Below are 16,740 nucleotides of genomic sequence, written 5' to 3'. Positions count from 1 at the left end.
ACAAATTTTTTTGAAAGCCGCTATTTAGCAGGCTTATTTTGTTATGACCTTTTTTAAATGCGATCATATTTCCGGGTTCTTTCAAACTAATCACTCCTATTTATTTGTAAAATTATTTAATACCTAAACATTATTTTTCTTTTCTTTAGATACTAGAATTTGCAACCCCTTTTCTGTCGAAGTGCTTTCTCTTAAAGTAAAAAGCGAGATTAACCAAAGCAATCATCACAGGCACTTCAACGAGTGGCCCAATAACGGCTGCGAAGGCTTGATCCGATGCGATTCCAAAAACAGCAACTGCAACAGCTATGGCAAGTTCAAAGTTATTGCTGGCTGCGGTAAAGGCAAGAGTTACTGTCTGCTCATAGTTGACACCTTGCTTATAGGACATATAAAAACTGATCAAGAACATAATGGCAAAATAGATTAACAGCGGAATGGCAATGCGAACCACATGAAAAGGAAGTGCCACGATAAATTGTCCTTTTAAGACAAACATCACAATAATGGTATATAACAAGGCTATTAAAGCAAGGGGCGATATTTTAGGAATAAAGACCTTTTCATACCACTCTTTGTTCTTAATTCTTAAGAAAATAAATCGGGTTAAAAAACCAGCTGCAAAAGGAATTCCTAAATAGATTAAAACACTCTTAGCTACATCCCCCATAGCAACATGAATCACTTGCCCACCCCAGGAAAGTCCTAACCATTGAGGTAAGACGGTGACAAAGAAATATATATATACCGAATACAGTAGGATCTGGAAGATAGAATTCAAGGCAACTAGAGCAGCGCAATATTCATTATCTCCTTTGGCCAACGTATTCCAGACAATAACCATGGCTATGCAACGTGCTAGACCAATAATAATAAGGCCAATGGCATAGTTCGGCATATCAGGTAACAATAAGACAGCCAAGATAAACATCAATGCAGGGCCGATTATCCAGTTTTGAACCAAGGACAGTAGGAGAACCTTTTTATTTTGGGCTACTTTGCCTATTTCCTCATACTTTATCTTTGCCAGCGGCGGATACATCATAATAATAAGACCGATGGCTATAGGCCATGAAATCGTACCAGTACTCATACTCTCTAAAGTCTTGGCAACGCTTGGAAAGAGGTATCCCCCCAACACCCCTATCCCCATAGCAAGAAAAATCCATAGAGTTAGAAAGCGATCGAGTACAGATAATTTCGTTTGGGCTTCAGCACTCACATTTGCGACCTCCCACATTATTATTTTCTTTTTGACTTGTTATTTCAGCCAACAGATTCTTTGCAGCTTCACACCCCTCCTTATTAAAAGAATAGTACATCCACTTTCCTTCTCTTCGACTATCCACAAGTCCTGATTCACAGAGAATCTTCATGTGGTGTGATAAGGTTGATTGTCCGATCTGCAAATCCTCAAGGATTTCACAGGCACATCTCTCAGCACTTTGCAACATTTCCATAATCATCAGCCGATTCGGATCGCAAAGCGCTTTAAAGACTTTTGCGTTATTTTGATATTTATTTTCCATATTCATATCTACACCTCATATCCATTTTTATCGATATGTTTATTATACGCCTCATATCGAAGGGCGTCAATATGAAGAAATCAGTCCAACAAATATATTCTTTAACGCAAATTATTTCCACTCACAATAGGCCGCACGGCTGAACGGATCTGGCATTCCAGAATGCAATCACTACCTTATGAAAAGATATAAAATAGGCCAGAAAAAACGGCACATTTATGTCGTTTGTTCCGGCCTTTGTCTATGCTGTTAACATTACTCAGCACTCTGCTTAACCCCACATATTTATCTAATGACTTAATTAGCTGACCAATTCTAAAGTTAAATTTGCTAATCCTTTGTAAAAAAGGCTTTGGGCATTTTCTTCAATTCTGTTGGTAAAGTCAGCTATCCAAGACTTTAGATAGTTGTTCATAAAGGTATCTTTCATAGTAAGCCATTGATTATCCTTCGTCTCAAGGTATTTCGCTATAAGGTAATAGACGAACTCAAGCTCAGTAATAATGTGATCAGGAGGTTGCTTAAATTCATCAGATAGCCTAAGCCCAGCGTCTCCATACGCTTCTAATACCTTAAGCGTGGAATCCCCCATGAGTCTGCGCTGGCCGTCGATATAGATGGAACCATACGGTGGTGCCAAGAGGTCAAAAGGCCCAACAAATAATTTGGCATGCTCTATGTTAAGAACCTCAAAATCTGTTGTGCCCATAAGGTATTCTTCCATTTCTAATACCACAGGCATTAAATCAGGTCTGTAATTTTCAAGAGTTTCTTTAAGAAGGGATAGCACTTCTGCCATTGCCTCAGAGGGGAAACCATACAGCAGGGAGAGAAGCTTATAGGAGTTTGCCGCTTGGGTTATAGTGCCAGTATCGTGAGTAACCATTCCTAACCCAACCTTTCATTCTTAACATTGTGCAAACGGGCCGTTTTCGACCCGCTTGCACTTTTAATATGAACCCTTTTTATGAATGGTGGAAATTTCTGATGTAAAATACTTTGGGCTGAGTACCGGCATTTGGTTTTAACTGCTTGTAACCATATTTACCGATCAGCTGACTGACTTCGCTTGTGGGGTCATCAAAATCCCCAACGGTTCGAGCATCAGCAGGACAAGAGGCGGCGCAATAGGGGATTTCTCCCTTGGCTAGACGGTGATCACACAGGGTGCATTTTTCAACGATGCCCTTGGGACGGATACCGGCATAGGTAGCTGCCCGGTCAGGGTTATAGTAGGGGATTTTTTCGCCGACTTTTTCCGCTGTTTCGGCTCCATTGGTAGTACACTGTGCAATGACAGAGGTTTTATCCCGCCAATGGCCATGGGGTTCCTTGGCGTTGTAGTTAATCACTTCATAGGGGCAGGCTTGAATACAGCTCTTACAGCCAATGCATTTATTAGGATTATGAAGGGTCAGCCCCTGATTATCCTTATACATGGCTTTGGTGGGGCAAGCTCTGACGCAGGCGGCATGATCACAGTGGTTGCAAAGAGTAGGGACATATTCGTAGGTTACATTGGGGAAGACACCGGTTGTCTGTTTAATATGATGGGCCCAAAACATCCCCTGATCCACGTTATTTTCATTCTTGCAGGCAATGCCGCAGGCTCCGCAGCCCACGCATTTATGCAAGTTAATGACCATTCCATATCGTGCCAATGTTATTCACCTCCGTGTTTTGTGAATTAAACTTTTTCGATTTTGATGCGGGTTACGCCACCGTGACGGGCAGTGCTTCCGCTTAAGCGCTCGAAGTCTGAGGGAAGAATTTCGTTATTGTTTCCTCCCCGGGGCTTTTTACCATAGTCCAAAGAGGCAATCTTGCCATAGGCCCAATGTCCCTGGCCATAGCATTTGCCCACTGTGCCGGGGCGAACACCCTCCCAGAGCTTGGCGGTACAAGTGATACTTCCCTGTGGAGAGGTAATACGGATGGCATCTCCGGTTTTGATACCCAGGCTTGTTCCGTCTGCAGGGTTGATTTTAGCAACATCATCCCAAGGCTCATCACCGGGATCAACATCCTTGAATTCTTGATACCAAAGTGTATTGGCTGAGCGGCCTTCCCGATTCAGTCTTGAACGATGCTCGAAGAAAATGAAGGGGTATTCTGCGGCATCTCCATGACGCAAGGGCTCTTCATAGTGGGGAACAAAGGCTTGTTCTCCACGGGCCAGGTAGTGGGTCGCCTGCATAACATCATCGATTGTAGTATTATGCTTTTCAGCATGACCTTCGAGAGCCGCTTTCAGAGTTTCACTATAGAACTCAAACTTGGCTGTCTTGGTACCAAAGCTTTCCCAGTTTTTGAAATAAGGCGGTTCAACACTATTCCAAACTCCCTTGTCCACGAAATCCAGCCAGCCATTGAGTTTATCTCCCTTTTTTTCGGCACTGGGATCCCAGAGGGTATGAGTCAGCATCTTGAGGGTTATCATCGTGAATTCTTCGTGATTGCTTGGTGCTTTACCGGTTTCGGGATCTTTAAATTCGTTCCGGAAATAATCCAGCAGGTTGGGGAAGCCTTTCTTGGCCAAGGACTCGGCGATAAGCCAGGAGACACCGGTTTCATCATTGACCACATCCCAAAGAGGCTCGATAACCTGCTGTTGAATTGAGGCAAATCCATATTTATTGGCTTTGCTCTTGTTGAAGGACCATTTCTCGAAGACATGCATCGGTGCGGGAAGGACGATATCCGCATACTGGGTCATTTCAGAAGGGTTAGTAGTAATATGGGCCAGGAAGGGGAGCTGCTCCAGGGCTTTTTCCCAGCGCTGAGCACCGGTACAGGAGAAGGGGAGGTTACACCAATCGGCAATCGCCATTTTGATTTCATAAGGGTTCTTATCCAGCATGGCATCGGCGACGCGGTTGGTAAGAACACCACCTCCGGATTTACCATCTTTCAGGGCAGGGAATTCCTTAGTACCCCTTTGGTCAATCTTTTTAGCTTTGGTTCCCTTATTGGAGATATCATCCAGATAAGCTTCATAACCAGGGATTTTGCCGGTGGGTACACTGGAGCCTCTTAAAGTTCCTCCCACGTTATCGACTGAACCTACCAAACCATTGAGAGCATGAGCTGCCATTGTAGAATAAGCTCCACGAACCTGCATGGAAGTGCCGGGGGACAGCCACGAAATAGCGCGGGGTGCGGCTTTAGCGAATCCTCGGGCAACGCGGATGATTTGCTCTGCTGGTACTCCGGCACGTTCAGCTGCCCACTCCGGAGTGCGATCCTTCAGCTCTAGATTCCACCACTTGACCAGGCCGGAAGTATAGTTTTCTGTAAAGGCTTCTTCAGGAACGGTCACACCTTTTTTAAAGAGGTTGACTCCCTCATTGAAATCTCCCACAAACTCCTTATACCATAACCCTTCAGTCAGAATAACATGGGCAATGGCCACGGCCAGGGCACCATCTTCCCCTGGAATAACCGGCATCCACTCCTGGGATTTAGCAGCCGAAGCAGAAAGGCGTGGGTCGATAGTTACAATCGTTGCTTGATCCGCCACATTACCCCATACATTCATAACATGGGGGACCTGGCGGTTAGAGGCAACGGGATCTGCTCCCCAATTGAGGACATAGCGGGTTTCTGCTAAATCATAATCCCGATAGTCCCAATAAGCTTCTGTATAATAGGGGCCGAATTTCTCTGCTTCCGCACAGATGGAGCTGTGGGAGATATTATTGGGAGAGCCAAAAACCTTGGTGGTGGCATCATAGGAGATATCGGTGGCGCCCCCATAGCGGCCCCGGAAATAGACATATTTTTCAGGTTCGTTATTCTCACGGAGTTCCATCATTTTGTCGGTAATGGTATCGATGGCTTCTTCCCAGGTGATGGGGACAAACTTTGGATCTTCATTACGTCCCTTGACAGGGTTAGTGCGCTTCATGGGTACCTTGACCCGATCCGGATCATAGACCTGTTGGATGGCCAGATGAGGTCTTGGACAGATTTTGCCGTGACTGGCTTTACTGTTTTCGTTTCCTCTGACTTTGACTACCCGGCCATTGACCACATAGGCTTGCATGGCGCACCAGGAGGTACAGCCTTGGCAGAGGGTGCTCACCCATTTTCCTTTACTGGAGGCTGTACTCTCGCCTTGGGCGAGAGCTTGAAGAGCCGGAAAACCTGCGGTTCCAGCAACTAAGAGCCCTGTCGCTGCCGAAGCTTGCAGAAACCTTCTGCGTGTAATTTTCATTGAGTCCACCTCACATTATTTTCTTATTGCTCACGGGTATTGCATTCATACAAGTGTTCTATCGATTAGGGATTTTAGAAGAAGAAAGGCAGCCTAATCTGACCGGTTAACAGGACAAGATGCTTAAAGGTAAAGCCGCCAACGATAATAAGGACTGAAAGCACGAGGCCCATCCCCTTGGACATTTCTGCCGTCTTATCTTTGATTAAGGAATAGAGGCTGCCGGAAAGGGGAAGAATCAAACCACAGATCAGAACCAAACCTATCCACGGGCCGCTATATTGGTCCATGAGACTGCTATAAGTGGCGGCTGGTTCCAAACCACTACTGGTCAGAGAGACCTGCCAGCTTATTAAGAGAACCAGCTGCAGTGCACTGAGAATGAACACTAAGAAACCGAGATTAAAGCCTTTGACTTCTGATGCAGGAGCGACTTCGCCGGAGGCGCTTTTGGGAACTCCAACGGATAGACCAAGTGCCTTGATAAGCAGCATGAGGGCAGTGCCGCCTAATAAGGAGGAAACCAAGAAAAGAGCGGTTACCATACCTCCTACCCAAAGGGGACGACCAAGGGATGAAAGCAAAAGACCATGATATCCCCCGACAAAGAGAGCGAATACTGCACCCAATCCCATTACACCCTTAAATAGAGAGCCGGAGGTATTGTTTTTGAAATAAAGCCAGGCGTAGATGAGGGAAAGAACAACGAAGATCATTTGGACAACGCTTCCCCAGGAGGTTATAGATTGGGGATTGAAATTAAGAAGTGTGTAAACGAAACGTGCGGGTCGACCGAGTTCCGATAGAAGGAAAAGAACCCCTCCGCCGACTAGCACCGGTGCCAAGTAGGCCCCCATTGCAGCGAGTTTGTGGTAACGATTTTTGTCATAGACTGTGAGCAGGACTGAGAGGAGGAATAATCCGACTCCCAACCCACCGAGGAACAAATCCAGTGTTACACGGATGTCCCATGGTGCATGCAATTCCATACTGTGACCTCCTTTAATATTTTGTGATTACTTTCATATTTGATTTTATCAATTATAAAAGTAAGATAAATCGGTAAGAACCCCGAAGGGTCAGGGAATACCCTGACTGCAAAACAGTGTGGTGCGCTAGTTAACCCGCAAACTATTCCTGGAAATCTGCTGTTCATGGCCTTTAGATTAAGGATACAAAAAAACGAATAGGGGAAAACCCCTACTCGTTAAGCTAGAATTATTTTAATAATTTTTACTAAAATCTTAATATTTAGGTGGAAATATACCCGTGTTCAAGAGCATAGCGGACTAGCTCGGATCGTTTGTGACATTGAAGCTTTTCCATAATGCGGGCTTTATGGGTTTCTACAGTTTTAACACTGACTAATAGAGATTCCCCAATCTCCTTATTAGTATAGCCTAAAGCGATATAGCGCAAGACTTCTTTTTCACGTTCAGTCAGATTTGAATCCGAGCTGTTGCTTTCTTTCCGGGGGCTATAAATAGACTTTACCAGGTTCTGTGCCAAATTAGAGTCCAGGTAAATCTCGCCCTGGGCGATATCCCGTATGGCTTGAAGCAATTCAGTATCAGCGGCCTGCTTAAGCACATAGCCACTGGCTCCAGCTTTTAAAGCTTCCTGCAGATACTTTTCATCAGCATGCATGGTGAGCATCAAAATCTTTGCCGAGCTAACTTTTGATAACTTCTCTAAAGCCTCCAGGCCGCTCATCTTAGGCATGGAAATATCCAATAAAACTATATCTGGATTGATTTGCTTGATCTTAGCGATGGCAGCTGAACCGGAATCTGCCTCTCCGATAACCACCATATCCTTTTGGGAATTAAGAATCATCTTCAGTCCGCTACGCAAAACAGAGTGATCATCTACTAGGAATAGTCTGATTTGACGAGTCATCTAGCTATCTCCTTTCCATAGGTATACGGGTATACACCGTAGTTCCTTGACCTGGGGAGGACTCGATGGTGAACTCACCTCCTAAGAGTGAAGTTCGTTCCTGCATGCCGGCAATTCCCAGATGATTATCGCTGGCCGAAGACTTATAGTCAAGATCTATATCAAAGCCTCTTCCATCATCTTCCACTATAAGATTTACATATTCAGGCTTGATCTCCAAGACAACACTTGCGTTTTGAGCTTCCGCATACTTGGCCACATTTGTGAGGGCTTCCTGAACAATCCGATAAAGAGTGATTTCGATTTCGTTAGGTAAACGGCTTTCAAGGCGGTTTTGGACGTGGAAATCCACATCTATGCGGTATTGGCTTTTAAAGAATTTTACAAACCGTTCAATGGCTGGAATCAAGCCCATATCATCAAGGACCGTTGGACGAAGTTCCACAGCAATGCGGTGGACTTCCTTTAAGGTTGAGGAAGCCAGATCCTTAAGTTCAGAAGCCATTGCTGTATTTTTGACTGGTTCCTCTAGTTCACTGAGATATTTTAGGCCAAGAATCAAAGAGGTTAGACTTTGGCTGGTTTCATCATGTAGCTCCCGGGAAATGCGCTTACGCTCATCCTCTTGGGCAGAAATGACCTTCTTGAGCAATTCCTGGCGGACAATCTCCTTGGCTTGTAGCTCCTCTACCAAAGCTTCCCTTTCCTTGGCGTAAGTTTGTATGCTGGAGGCCATTGCGTTGAAATTGTGTCCTAAATCCGCTATTTCATCGGCACCATAAGTGGATACACGTAAGCTGTAGTCACCTAAGGCAATTCCCTGGCTGGCGGTAGCCAGATCGCGAATCGGTTTTGTCACTAAATGAGAGATAAGAATTGCACCTAAGATTCCTAATAGCGAAATAATGACGGTCGTAATAAGGAGCAGCTGGGATAATTGATCAATACTGCTATAAATGCTGATTTCCGACATACCAAGCCGCAGCCAACCTACTTTTCCCTCAGCGATAGGGACAAGAACATCGATAATTTCTCCCTCATCTGAGTTAAAGGAGAAGGTGTCATCATAAGAAAGGTTAGCTGGAATAGATCTTAAATTAGTGAGCCCACTAGGGATACCATCGCCAAAAGTATCTGTCAGAAGCTCGCCATTCTTATCAAAGATCATAAGATATCGGACATCCTCATAATGGGATGAAAGTCCTTGAACGATTTCATATAGGCTAAAGGAATCCCCTACCAACAAGGGATTAGCGCTTCTTGCCGCTACATCACTGGCAATGGCACGTCCCCTTTGCTCTAACTGCTCTCTCAAAATCTGCTGCATATGTGAGCGGGTTTCCATTATTACGATCAATCCCAATAAAGAGACAAAAAGCATAACAATGCCCATAATCTTTATTTTAATGGGAGCAGACTGGGGCCAATAAAATAATTTCTTAATAATGACCATTAACTTCCCCCCACTTCACGGGACATTTCCCAGACCTGATCATAAAGATCTAAATCTGCGTGAACAAACCGGTCAAATTGAAGGAGTCTTAAGGCTTTACGTCCTTCATCGTCTAAGTGCAGGGTGAGGAGGACGTTTTTGATACGAGCCCGCAGCTCTGGATCGATTTGAGAGGAAACCACAACGGGAGGATTGCCTACTTCCTCTGACTGGTCGATAATCTTTATTTTGTCCAAGAGTTCCGGCCGTCGAGACATGGTAAGGTCATATATTAAGCTGTCTACCGCAGCCCCTTGAACAAGTCCTTCGGCAACAGCCTTTATAGAATTATCATGGCTGTAAGTGTAAATTGTATTATTAAAAAAGGTAGTAGGATTGAATCCGGCCTTTTTTATCATATATTGGGGAGCGATGCGACCAGAGAAAGAGAGTGGATCAGTATAAGCAAAGGTCTGTCCACGTAAATCTTTTAAAAAATGAGCCTGCGAATGGGAAGGAACAATAATATAGGATCTATACTTGGATGACCCAGCAATCTCCGGGGCAACCAGGATTCGTTCGGCTTGTTCGGCTTTCTCTTTACCAAGTAAGGCACCAGAGCATATAAATGCAACTTGAACATCCCCATTCTCAATGAGAAGGTTAGTATCCGAATAATTTCCTCGCTGGACCATTTGCGCCTGCATATCAAGCCGTTCACCGAGCAAATTTAATAAATCCCCGTAAAGATCCACATTTTCCATGGGGGAAATAACTGATGCAACGGCGATACGAAGAAGTGCAAGTTCACTATGCGATTGGCTTTTCGGGGGGGCTTTCAGATCTGTAAAGCTTATTTCAGTTTGACTTTTTTTAGGCTTAAGGTCCCACCAGCCTACAGAAGTAGAAGTAAGAACACCCACCTGTAACAGGCTAAGGGTCCCAATCCAGATTGCCTCCCTGCGTGTAAAAAGCTTATTGGACATCACTCTACCTCCCATCAGGCTAATAATAGCTTAATTTACTACTTTAATCTAGATCGATCTTGGTTCATACAGGTTTTCATAGATGTCAACAGAAATCATTTTTAAATTAGTTATTCCATAAAATAGTTGTTTAATAAAAAAAACATAACGGTGAGTGACTCATCGTTATGGGATCAGTAGATTCAATGGCAAACGGTTATGATATTTTACCGACAATTATCCTTATAAGTTGTGACAAAATGAGATATATCTTGCATTACTCCCGCTTGCTTCATCCAAAAGATAGACAAACTCACGACCACTTCCATCTTTAGCTTCTCTATATATTGCTCGGTTAGCATCCCTTTCCGAGCAACGTTCACTACACCAAGAAAATTAAACATCCCACTGCTGTATACCTTCTAATGAACATTCTTCGGATTAACTATTTTTCTTCATACAAGACAAGATCTATCTTTTCCTCTGTCAGAAACTCATATAGAAGTTTCGCTCCACCTCGATAAAAAGCCGTTTCAGCCTTCTCCTCCAGACGATTAAGAAATTCAAAAACCCAAGGCGACAAATGCTTATGAAAAAAGTTTACCTGCCAATTCCTGATAGCCTCTCCATCATCCGGTCCCTTAGCATTCGCACGTCTTTGACAAAGCTCAGACATAAAGAATAGCTCAACAGCTATATGATCCGGAATTAGATCCCAACCCTCAGCGAATTCAATCTCCCACTCCTTAAGAATTCGTTGCATATCCTGAGCCGGTTCCTGCCAGAGCCGGCCAAACGTTCCGTCGATATTCCGACAGGTGTAGCACGATTCGTAGGGAAAGGTCAGATTCGGTCCGGGTACGATAAACAATCGGTCATAATCGAGTTGAAGCTCCTGATAATAGCCCAAATCCTTTCGAGCCCTTTCCAGGGCACTTAAAACCGCTGCTTTCCCTTCGGAATCAGGAAGTCCGAACTGAAGTTGCTTTTGAAAATGAGGATTTAGCCAAGTTTCATCCGTCTTACGAGCGAGAAGTGTAGCGAAGAGATTATAGAGGACTGCACGAGAAGTCTCCGCTTCTTTAATTCCCGGCAAAAATGTTTGCTCCGTATTTGCATGCTCCATACTGGGACCCTCCCCGATTTATATCTATAACGATAGTATCCCGCAATACCATTAATAACACAAAATCTCCCTTTTCCACTTAGGTGCAATGATGGTGCAGAGCCCTCTCTGCACCATCTTAATTGACTTATTGGCTCCCTGCAAATAGTGGGTTGTAATTTATAGGGTTTATTTATTTCGGTATCATTATCCTCTGACGTTGATTAGGCTTTTTCAACCTTAACCCGGGAATCATAGAAGGAACAGCTCCCGCCGATCTTATCTTCCAGGCAAACGTTCCCGATGGACTCATCAAGACGCATTGCGTAGTTGATATTAACTCCTTTACCGCGAGTCTTATCGCCGGCTACCGTTTTGCCATCGATGATGGTATCCGCAGCGCCATAATGCCAGTGACCAAATCCCACACAAGCGCTGATGACCCCTGGGCGAATTCCCGGGCGAAGGAGGACTTTGCCCAGGACTCCTTCTTTACTCGTTGGCCCGCTCACCTTCACCGTATCTCCATTGTTCAGTCCAAGTTTGGTGCCATCCTCGTCATTCATTTCAATGAAATTCTCAGGAAGAATTTCCATCAGCCAGGGAGCACTTACAGTACGGCTTTGAGTATGGAAAGCAGTCTTGTACGTCGTAGCAATAAACGGATAGTCATTATCTTTAATCTCTTCATCTTTGGCATTCATGATCGGTTGATAGAGCGGTAGCCCATCAAAGTTTTGACCCGTCATCGAATCTTTCGTTGTGGCAACTTTCTCTGCATAAAGGCTACAAAGATTTCCAATCTTGTTTTTCATCAGCGAACCATCGTAGGCCCCATCTGGAGCAAATATTCCACCACGGTCCAGAATATATTTAATTTGTTCAGCTTCACTTGCACCCGGAATCTTACCGTAAGTGTTGGCAAGATTAGCCACTAATTTCAGATACCAGTCCTCTTCCTTATTGAGAGGCATTCCTGGGCCGAATCCGTTATCCCCAAAGTTGGAAAGACCCATGATTTTTCCAATATCGATCATCATGTTCTCTACTGATTTCGCGTTCGGGAAAACCTTGGTCAAAGGCTGACGAACCGAAGTCGATGTACCCAGGATTGTCGGAGCAGCCCCTGTAACACACCACTGTTCCAGATAGGTAACATCGGGCAGGACATAGTCTGCATACATCGTGGTATCGCCGATGACAATATCTGTCGAGATAAAGAGTGGAACTTTTTTCGTATCCCTGAGGGCCGGTGTCAAAGCTTCTTTAATGGCCGGTACAGTATAGAGCGGCGTACCCATATGCAACCACAGGATCTTACAGGGATAGGGATATCCATCCGCGATTCCTGCAATAACTTCTTGATAGACATTGCTCGTCAGGGGGAACCAAGGACGTTTAGCCGGGTAACCCTTAGCCTTGAATTCCGAGCTGTCTTCATACTTTGCCTGTTCCCGGGAGATGCGAATCCCTTTCGGTGCGACCGAACCAGGGTTAAGTTTAGAGACGGTATAAGGTCCTTTATCTCCGGCGTAACTTACGTTGCTTCCGCCAACCTGATACCCTCCTTTATGGTCAATATTCCCCACAAGGAGATTTAGAATGCAAATTGCCCGACCATTCTGGAAGCCATTGGTATGCTGGACCGGTCCGCGATAATAGTCGGCCACAGCTAATTTTCCATAAGAACTAAATTCATCCGCAACTTGAATGAGCTGTTCTTTGGGAATTCCGCAGAGCTTAGCGTATTCTTCAAGGGATTTTTCCTTGGCACGTTCACTGATTCTCTGGAAGACCGTTTTACAAGCGAGGCCATTGACAGCCACTTCACCAAGCAGCTCCCCAGCATCAGCCTTTCCCGCGAGTGTCGGTGTTCCGCCCACCAAAATGACATAATCCTCTTTCGTCCCGCCGAGGCCAGGCTCATCCCCGCGTAAGAACTTTCCATTATCTTCGCGGATCAGGTACGTCGCATCTGTCCAGCTGCTTTCACCTTTTTTGGCGGCGGCATCTTTAGAAGGTGCTTCCAAGAAGGATTTATCATAGCGCTTGTTATCAATGATCCATTGAACCATACCTAGAGCTAAGGCTGCATCTGCGCCAGGAAGAATGGGAACCCAAACATCCGATTGGGATGCTGAGACAGAGAAACGGGGATCAACAGTAACCAGCTTTCCGCCTTTCGCACGAAAGTTAGCTAATTTTCGGCTAAGTCCGTTCATCGGGAAATTGGCTTCTCCGTAGTTGGCACCGAAGTTTACAATATATTTTGCGTTTTCGAAGTCCGGTTTTAAGTTATTTTTCCCTGCATAGGTTTGAGCAGATGAAATATGATGACTCTGTTCACACGCAGTGGTGTGATCAAACCAGTTTATCGAACCAAGTCCATTATTGACAAATCGTTTGGAAAAATCAGCCCTTGCATTTTCAATCCGTCCCGCTAAGAAAATAAATTGGTTTGCCTTCGGCCCAAGTTCAGGAGCTGCCGGGTCAATGGGGGTTTCCAAATCGCGAACCGCTTTTAACCCTTCAACGTTCCCTTCACCAAAAAGGTCTCCGCCCTCAATGATCTCTTTGTAGGCTTGTTCCCAACTGATGGCTTGCCATTTGTTTTCACCGCGTTTACCAACCCTCTTAAGGGGTTGTTGAACTCGTAAAGGATCATATAAAAGCTGTAACCCCGCTTGACCTCTGGAGCATAGTTTACCGGCAGCTTTGCGAGCTTCTTGAGGATCGGCAGCATAGGGCAATGGATTATCCAGGGTCATCTGGCTATAGGGATTCCCATCAAGCTTTAAGAGGACACCGTCTTTAAGCTTAGCGCGAAGACTACAGTCGCTGCGGCAGCCTAAACACGTGGAATAGACTAATTGAACGCCGGGATCGGTATCTAACGTATCACTTACTGGGGAACCTTGTTTCCAACTGGGAATATCCGAATCCGACTTGGCAAAGGCCAATGGAGCAACGGCTAAGGAGGCACCTAAAGCAGCGGCTCCCTGTAAGAACTTACGGCGTGTGACAATCATTGAGAAACAACCCCCTTCTTGGTATTCGAGATGGTCGATTGCTTATTTGCGACGAAGGTTTTAAGAAGTATACCTATCGCGCCAAGTCCCACAATTGCCAAAACAATCGCAATAATAAGGTGGCTGGACTTAAGAGAGTATTCCATCAGCGAATTGCCCGTCATGGGGAGTGTTTGACCTCCGACGACAAAGGTAATTCTCATAACCAAAGCGCTTAAAATGACTAAAACAGCCGATACATTGACAAAGGACTTTTTTGAAGAACCAAGTGAGAGAAGAACAAACGGTAAAAGCAGACCAATCCCGTTTTCTAAGCCAATAAATGTAAGACCTTCTTGGTGAAGGAGATAGTATGCATTGGCATATTGAGCATCGTTTCCGTTAAGAAGAACAATGACAAGGATAACCATCAGTAAAAGATCTGCAAGAGTAAACCACTTGAAAAATTGGGCTAAGGTTTTTCGTTCATTCGCCAGGGAACTTCCTGACGTTCTTTCATAGAAATTCAGAACAACAAGAACCATTGCTGTCCCTGAAGCGAGAGCAGAGAAAAGAAAGATCACAGGCATTAACGCGGTATTCCAAAGGGCGTGAGCCTGGACGTTACCAATGAGGAAACCGGTGTATGCTTCTATGCCTAAAGCTAATACGAAAGAAGCCATACCAAAGGTTTTGATATTCTTTTCATTCCCTTGCTTCAAGTTCAAAAGATAGAAGAGTAACGCAATTCCATAAAGAAGGAGAATAAAGACTCCGTAGGACATAGGCGAAGTCGCATGGAAATTAAACAAGAGACTAATAAAACGTTGCGGCTGCTCCAAGTCGAAGATCAAATGAATCGGAGCAATGATGAGTAAGGAGAGTCCAATGATGGCACCGACTTGAGCCGTTTTCTTCAGCTCCTTGACCCCAAAGACAGGTCCTAAACTCGTAACTAATACCGCACCGGCACTAATTCCCGTGTAGAAAAGGTACATGGCGATCAGTAAGCCCCAAGGCATCTCATGGGTTATCTGGAACAAATGAATAGTAGGCATTATCTATTACCTCCCACTATCTCAGTATAGTTAGGACGAATCGCTTTTTCATCGGCCCCAATGTAATAGGTTTGAGGAGCGTTGTTGGTTTCCGGTTTTAAGACTTTCACCGGCTGGGTAGCGACTAATTTGGCAACCTCACTGGTCGGGTCATTTAAGTCACCGAAAACACGAGCCCCACCGATACACGTATTGACACAGGCGGGAAGCAACCCTGCTTCTAGCCGGGCGTAGCAGTAGTCACATTTTTCAGCTGTTTTTCTCTCAGGATTGATAAACCTTGCATCATAAGGGCAGGCTGCGATACAGTATTTGCACCCGATGCAACGACTGTAGTCAATAACCACCGTTCCGTCCTCTTTTTGTGTTGTGGCATTCACCGGACAAACCTTCACACAGGACGGGTTCTCACAGTGGTTACAGAGGCGGGGCAGACGATGGCGGGAGACATTGGGGAATTTGCCGGTCTCAAGCTCATCAACCCAGTTACGGAAGACGCCAAGGGGTACATTATTCTCGCTCTTACAAGCCACTTGGCAGGCGTGACAGCCTACGCATCTGCGCAGGTCAATCACCATAGCATACCGTTTTCCCATTTTCTCAACTCCTTAAGTTTTTTCGCCACCTTCGCCAAATACGGGCAGGCACAAAACCTTGATTTTGCACCCTATCGGCTCATTTCTACATTCGTTGAAATGAACTCGGAGGCTGATGAATGTTCTCATCAACCCTTATTCTAAATTTTTCTGTAGAGTTATGTAGCAGGTAAACTCCTATAAAAAGTTCCCCTTCTCCCGATAAAAAAAAGCGCTTAATGTCAGGTATTTCCCTGATATTAAACGCTTTTCCTGACTCGAACAGGACATTGCACTTATTCGATAATTCCATGATCTATCGCATAGCGTACCAAATCAGCACGCTTGCGCATTTCAAGCTTTTCCATAAGACGGGCTTTATACGTTTCGACCGTTTTAACACTCACATGAAGCAAGTCGGCGATTTCCTGATTGGTATGCCCCAAAGCTAGATACCGCAAAACCTCTTCCTCCCGTTCACTCAGCTGCTTGAGCTTCTTATCTTTCCTTTTCGGTTCAGCCGGGCCGACTAGCTGGCGATACATAAAAGCGGCTGCCATCGTAGGGTAAATAAACATTTCGCCACGAGCGACGGTACGAATGGCGGATAGAAGTTCGACATCTGCGGCCTTTTTTAAGACATACCCTTTTGCACCAACTCTTAGCACCGCCTTAAGGTATTCTTCATCGTCGTGCATCGTGAGTACTAAAATCTTCAGCTCCGGATGTTTCTTAACAAGGGTTTCAATGCACTCCACTCCGTTTAGCTTCGGCATCGTCAAATCCAGAAGCAGCAGGTCCGGTCGCAGCGCCTCCACTTGAGCGATTGCTTCCTCTCCATCAGCCGCTTCTCCAATCACTTGAAGATCCGGCTCGGCATTGAGAAGAACCTTTAAGCCAGCCCGAAGCACCGCATGATCATCTGCTAAAAGGATTCTCAATTTTTTATCCAT

General features: G+C 45.0%; 14 protein-coding genes. All 14 read right to left on the bottom strand.

The features are described from left to right. Positions 1–145: 145 nt before the first annotated feature. Positions 146–1,240, bottom strand: a complete 1,095-nt coding sequence (gene arsB / locus DESYODRAFT_RS07485; protein WP_042338325.1) for an ACR3 family arsenite efflux transporter — start codon at positions 1,238–1,240, stop codon at positions 146–148. Next, complete coding sequence (locus DESYODRAFT_RS07480) at positions 1,212–1,529, bottom strand: ArsR/SmtB family transcription factor (protein ID WP_042339457.1); 318 nt, start codon at positions 1,527–1,529, stop codon at positions 1,212–1,214. Before DESYODRAFT_RS07480 ends, arsB begins: the two co-directional genes overlap by 29 nt. A gap of 301 nt (positions 1,530–1,830) precedes the next feature. Beyond that, positions 1,831–2,415, bottom strand: a complete 585-nt coding sequence (locus DESYODRAFT_RS07475) for a TorD/DmsD family molecular chaperone (RefSeq protein ID WP_007781370.1) — start codon at positions 2,413–2,415, stop codon at positions 1,831–1,833. Positions 2,416–2,494: 79 nt separating this feature from the next. Then, complete coding sequence (locus DESYODRAFT_RS07470) at positions 2,495–3,190, bottom strand: 4Fe-4S dicluster domain-containing protein (protein WP_007781368.1); 696 nt, start codon at positions 3,188–3,190, stop codon at positions 2,495–2,497. Between the two features lie 26 nt (positions 3,191–3,216). Further along, the gene (locus tag DESYODRAFT_RS07465) at positions 3,217–5,745 is read right to left on the bottom strand and encodes a molybdopterin-dependent oxidoreductase (protein WP_007781366.1); all 2,529 of its coding nucleotides are present in this window, start codon (positions 5,743–5,745) and stop codon (positions 3,217–3,219) included. 74 nt (positions 5,746–5,819) lie between these two features. Continuing rightward, a complete protein-coding gene (gene nrfD / locus DESYODRAFT_RS07460) occupies positions 5,820–6,734 on the bottom strand; it encodes an NrfD/PsrC family molybdoenzyme membrane anchor subunit (RefSeq protein ID WP_007781365.1) in 915 nt (304 codons plus the stop codon). A gap of 262 nt (positions 6,735–6,996) precedes the next feature. Next, positions 6,997–7,644, bottom strand: coding sequence for a response regulator (locus DESYODRAFT_RS07455; RefSeq protein WP_007781363.1), 648 nt, complete (start codon positions 7,642–7,644; stop codon positions 6,997–6,999). Positions 7,645–7,648: 4 nt separating this feature from the next. Beyond that, positions 7,649–9,097, bottom strand: a complete 1,449-nt coding sequence (locus DESYODRAFT_RS07450; RefSeq protein WP_007781362.1) for a sensor histidine kinase — start codon at positions 9,095–9,097, stop codon at positions 7,649–7,651. Continuing rightward, positions 9,097–10,062: a substrate-binding domain-containing protein gene (locus tag DESYODRAFT_RS07445; RefSeq protein WP_007781360.1), complete on the bottom strand. Its 966-nt coding sequence runs from the start codon at positions 10,060–10,062 to the stop codon at positions 9,097–9,099. The genes DESYODRAFT_RS07450 and DESYODRAFT_RS07445 overlap by 1 nt, the downstream gene beginning before the upstream one ends. A 424-nt stretch (positions 10,063–10,486) precedes the next feature. Further along, positions 10,487–11,167, bottom strand: a complete 681-nt coding sequence (locus DESYODRAFT_RS07440) for a TorD/DmsD family molecular chaperone (RefSeq protein WP_007781359.1) — start codon at positions 11,165–11,167, stop codon at positions 10,487–10,489. Between the two features lie 203 nt (positions 11,168–11,370). Continuing rightward, positions 11,371–14,175, bottom strand: coding sequence for a molybdopterin-dependent oxidoreductase (locus DESYODRAFT_RS07435; RefSeq protein ID WP_007781357.1), 2,805 nt, complete (start codon positions 14,173–14,175; stop codon positions 11,371–11,373). Then, positions 14,172–15,212, bottom strand: a complete 1,041-nt coding sequence (gene nrfD / locus DESYODRAFT_RS07430) for an NrfD/PsrC family molybdoenzyme membrane anchor subunit (protein ID WP_007781355.1) — start codon at positions 15,210–15,212, stop codon at positions 14,172–14,174. Before nrfD (DESYODRAFT_RS07430) ends, DESYODRAFT_RS07435 begins: the two co-directional genes overlap by 4 nt. Continuing rightward, a complete protein-coding gene (locus DESYODRAFT_RS07425) occupies positions 15,212–15,808 on the bottom strand; it encodes a 4Fe-4S dicluster domain-containing protein (protein ID WP_007781353.1) in 597 nt (198 codons plus the stop codon). Before DESYODRAFT_RS07425 ends, nrfD (DESYODRAFT_RS07430) begins: the two co-directional genes overlap by 1 nt. Before the next feature lie 275 nt (positions 15,809–16,083). Continuing rightward, positions 16,084–16,740, bottom strand: coding sequence for a response regulator (locus tag DESYODRAFT_RS07420; protein WP_042338323.1), 657 nt, complete (start codon positions 16,738–16,740; stop codon positions 16,084–16,086).

The sequence above is a fragment of the Desulfosporosinus youngiae DSM 17734 genome (genome assembly GCF_000244895.1).
Taxonomy (GTDB): Bacteria; Bacillota; Desulfitobacteriia; order Desulfitobacteriales; family Desulfitobacteriaceae; genus Desulfosporosinus; species Desulfosporosinus youngiae.
This window is presented reverse-complemented; position numbering and strand designations above follow the sequence as displayed.

What these genes read in the sequence shown, in the direction of transcription:
- arsB (WP_042338325.1), bottom strand. Translation starts at nt 1,240, where the DNA reads ATGTGGGAGGTCGCAAATGTGAGTGCTGAAGCCCAAACGAAATTATCT.
- DESYODRAFT_RS07480 (WP_042339457.1), bottom strand. Translation starts at nt 1,529, where the DNA reads ATGGAAAATAAATATCAAAATAACGCAAAAGTCTTTAAAGCGCTTTGC.
- DESYODRAFT_RS07475 (WP_007781370.1), bottom strand. Translation starts at nt 2,415, where the DNA reads ATGGTTACTCACGATACTGGCACTATAACCCAAGCGGCAAACTCCTAT.
- DESYODRAFT_RS07465 (WP_007781366.1), bottom strand. Translation starts at nt 5,745, where the DNA reads ATGAAAATTACACGCAGAAGGTTTCTGCAAGCTTCGGCAGCGACAGGG.
- nrfD (WP_007781365.1), bottom strand. Translation starts at nt 6,734, where the DNA reads ATGGAATTGCATGCACCATGGGACATCCGTGTAACACTGGATTTGTTC.
- DESYODRAFT_RS07455 (WP_007781363.1), bottom strand. Translation starts at nt 7,644, where the DNA reads ATGACTCGTCAAATCAGACTATTCCTAGTAGATGATCACTCTGTTTTG.
- DESYODRAFT_RS07450 (WP_007781362.1), bottom strand. Translation starts at nt 9,097, where the DNA reads ATGGTCATTATTAAGAAATTATTTTATTGGCCCCAGTCTGCTCCCATT.
- DESYODRAFT_RS07445 (WP_007781360.1), bottom strand. Translation starts at nt 10,062, where the DNA reads ATGTCCAATAAGCTTTTTACACGCAGGGAGGCAATCTGGATTGGGACC.
- DESYODRAFT_RS07440 (WP_007781359.1), bottom strand. Translation starts at nt 11,167, where the DNA reads ATGGAGCATGCAAATACGGAGCAAACATTTTTGCCGGGAATTAAAGAA.
- DESYODRAFT_RS07435 (WP_007781357.1), bottom strand. Translation starts at nt 14,175, where the DNA reads ATGATTGTCACACGCCGTAAGTTCTTACAGGGAGCCGCTGCTTTAGGT.
- nrfD (WP_007781355.1), bottom strand. Translation starts at nt 15,212, where the DNA reads ATGCCTACTATTCATTTGTTCCAGATAACCCATGAGATGCCTTGGGGC.
- DESYODRAFT_RS07425 (WP_007781353.1), bottom strand. Translation starts at nt 15,808, where the DNA reads ATGGGAAAACGGTATGCTATGGTGATTGACCTGCGCAGATGCGTAGGC.
- DESYODRAFT_RS07420 (WP_042338323.1), bottom strand. Translation starts at nt 16,740, where the DNA reads ATGGATAAAAAATTGAGAATCCTTTTAGCAGATGATCATGCGGTGCTT.